Raw genomic sequence first — 2,860 nt, 5'->3', positions numbered from 1 at the left:
AGCGCGGCGTCGCCGACCGGGTCCGGCCGCAGCCCCAGCGCGTCGACCGCGCCCGCCACGACCTGCGCGACGTGCTCGCTGCCCGCCCAGGCCCGGATGCGGACCGAGAGGCGCGGCAGCCTGGGCTGCGGACCGGCGCGCAAGGCGCCACGAGCCAGCAGCTGCTGCACGACCGAGCGCGGGTCGTCCTCGAGCTCCGGGACCCGCTCACCGGCGAGTCGCTCGACGGACTCCAGGCTGCGGCCGTCGAGCAGCCGCAGGAGGGCGACGAGACCTGGTCGGTCGGCGAGCACCACGTCGGGTCGACCGACGACGGTCAGTCGCCGCGCGTCGCGACGCACGACGTCGCCTCCCGGGAGGAGGACGGGCCGCAACGTCATGGCGGCCACCTTGCGGGGCTCGACGGGCTCGGACCAGCGGGTGTCCACAGTGCCCGCGGACGCCTTCGGGGGTCCTGACGTGCGAGAGCCGGGCTCCCGAGGGTCTGCCTTCCCCTGCGGACCTGATTCGGGAGCCCGGCTGAGGACACCGTAGGGGTCCGGGAGGGGCGCGTCAACCGACTTGGCAGAACCGTTGTCCACTCCTGTGGACAAGTCTGTGGGCAAGATGTGCGCATCGCCGTCGACCGGTGTGGACGGCACGTGGACAGAGCCGGCGGGGCCCGGGGAACTCGACGTTCCGACGGTATGGAACCGCCTCCTGACCTGCGACGGGACGGCCCCGGGCTCGTTCGGGGGATGTGGACGAAGATTCCTCGACCGTCGGAGCCCTCGGCTACCGTCGAGGACGTGGGTGAGGTGGAGATCAGACGCAGCACGCGACGTCGTCGCACCATCCAGGCGTACCGCGACGGCGACCGCACGATCGTGCTCGTGCCCGCCCACCTGTCACCCGAGCAGGAGCGCGAGGAGGTCGCGCGGCTCGTGGCCCGTCTCGACGCCCGCGTCGCCCGGACTCCCGCGGGCGACGAGGAGCTGATGGCTCGGGCGCGCACGCTCTCCGACCGCTACCTGGAGGGCCGGGCAGTGCCGAGCTCGGTGCGGTGGGTCACCAACCAGACGCAGCGGTGGGGCTCCTGCACGGCCGCCACCGGAGCGATCCGCATCTCCGACCGCGTCCGCGACATGCCCGACTACGTCATCGACCACGTCGTCCTGCACGAGCTCGCCCACCTCATCGAGCCCAACCACTCCCGGCGGTTCTGGGCGCTGCTCGCGGACTACCCGCACGCGGTCAAGGCCGAGGGGTTCCTCGAAGGCGTGTCCTGGCAGCAGCGATGAGCGCCAGCGTGTCGGCGTCGGTCGGCTCCACGGGCTCGCCGACGCCGAACCAGGCCACCGGGTCCTCGCCCTCGGCCACGACGGGCTCGGCGTCGACCGGGGCCACCGCGAGCAGCTGGACGTCGAGGTGGTGGCCGCCGGGGGAGCAGAACGGCACGGCGTGCCGCGAGAGCCGCAGCGGTTCGGGGTCGACCTGCAGGCCTGCGATGCCCGTCTCCTCGAGCGCCTCGCGTGAGGCGGCGTCGACCAGGCTCGCGTCGTCCGCCTCGCAGTGCCCGCCCGTCTGCAGCCACAGCCCTGCCTTGCGGTGACGCACCAGCAGCACGCGCTGCGCATCGGCCGTCATCACCAGCGCGCTCGCCGTCACGTGGTCGGGCCGGCAGGGACGCAGCATCCCGTCGGGGTGCGCGGCCAGGTGCGCGAGGTACGCCACCCGTAGCCGTTCCTGCGCCGCGTCGGGTGCCGTCCAGGTCGCCAGCGTGCGCGTCGCGTCGGCGTGCAGGGTCACCGGGCGTCGCCGGTGCCGGGCTCGTCGTCGCGGTCCTGCGTGCCTTCGCCGGACTCGCCCGCGAGGAGCTCGTCGAGCGCCGCGTCGAAGTCGTCGTCGACGGTCTCGCCGCTCGCGAAGCCGAGCGGGTCGTCGAGGTCGGCAGCAGTCGGCATGAGGTCGGGGTGCGTCCAGGCGGCGTCACGGGCGGCCGGGCCCTGCCGGTCCCGGACCGCGGCCCAGAGGTTGGCGGCGTCGCGCAGGCGACGCGGCCGCAGCTCCAGGCCCACGAGCGACGCGAACGTCTGCTCGGCCGGACCCCCGGTGGCGCGACGTCGGCGGATCGCCTCCGCCAGGGCCGGCGCCGACGGCATGTCGCGCGCCGCCTGCGAGACGACCTCGTCGACCCAGCCCTCCACGAAGGCGAGCAGCGTCTCGAGCCGCTCGACCGCGTGCTGCTGGCCGGGGGTGCGTCGCGGCTCGAACAGGCCGCCCTGCATCGCCTCGGCGATGGCCTCGGGACGGCTGGGGTCGATCTCGCGCACCTGCGCCTCGATCGCCTCCACGTCGATGTGGGTCCCCGCGCCGAACTCGTCGACGGCGCCGACCAGGGCCTGCTCGAGCCACGGTGCGTGCGCGAAGAGCCGGTGGTGCGCGCACTCGCGCAGGGTGACGTAGAGCAGCACGTCGGCCGACGAGTGCTCGAGCCCCTCGCCGAAGGCCTCGACGTTGTGCGGGAGCACGGCGGCCACGCGGCTCGGGCCCATGGGCAGGCCGATGTCGGTCGACGACAGCACCTCGGTGGCCAGCCCCGCGAGACCCTGGCCGATTTGCTGCGAGAACATCGCGCTGCCGGCCTGGTTCAGCATCCCGATGAGCGGGCCGGCCATGGCGCGCGCCTCGTCGGGGATGGCCTGCGCGATCGCCCCCACCACGTTGTCGGCGATCGGCTCCACCAGGCGCCGCCACGAGGTGCCGGTGGCCTCGACCCACTCGGCACGGCTCCACGCGACCGACGACGTCGTCGCGGCGGGGACGTCCGTGACGCGGTCGAGCCACGTCTCGGCGAGCCGGACGGCGTCGGCGACCGCCC

4 protein-coding genes are annotated in these 2,860 nt (G+C 74.3%); 1 reads left to right on the top strand and 3 read right to left on the bottom strand.

Translation table 11 applies throughout. The annotated features are described in order from the left end of the window. A partial coding sequence (locus NH339_RS17810) for a hypothetical protein (protein ID WP_253027332.1) occupies positions 1-380 on the bottom strand: 380 nt, incomplete at its 3' end. A gap of 408 nt (positions 381-788) precedes the next feature. Here NH339_RS17810 and NH339_RS17805 point away from each other — a divergent pair. Further along, complete coding sequence (locus tag NH339_RS17805; RefSeq protein ID WP_308207101.1) at positions 789-1,280, top strand: M48 family metallopeptidase; 492 nt, start codon at positions 789-791, stop codon at positions 1,278-1,280. Here the strand turns inward: NH339_RS17805 and NH339_RS17800 are convergent. Together NH339_RS17800 and NH339_RS17795 are read right to left on the bottom strand one after the other, a co-directional pair. Next, positions 1,234-1,788 carry an NUDIX hydrolase gene (locus NH339_RS17800; RefSeq protein WP_253027331.1) on the bottom strand — a complete coding sequence of 185 codons (555 nt, stop codon included), beginning with the start codon at positions 1,786-1,788 and terminating at the stop codon, positions 1,234-1,236. The genes NH339_RS17805 and NH339_RS17800 overlap by 47 nt on opposite strands. Beyond that, the coding region (locus tag NH339_RS17795; protein ID WP_253027330.1) for a zinc-dependent metalloprotease at positions 1,785-2,860 on the bottom strand (1,076 nt) is incomplete at its 5' end. The genes NH339_RS17795 and NH339_RS17800, both read right to left, overlap by 4 nt.

The organism is Aeromicrobium sp. CnD17-E (assembly GCF_024124745.1).
Taxonomy (GTDB): domain Bacteria; phylum Actinomycetota; class Actinomycetes; order Propionibacteriales; family Nocardioidaceae; genus Aeromicrobium.
Note: the sequence above shows the minus strand (reverse complement) of the source record. Positions and strands in the feature narration are given on the sequence as shown.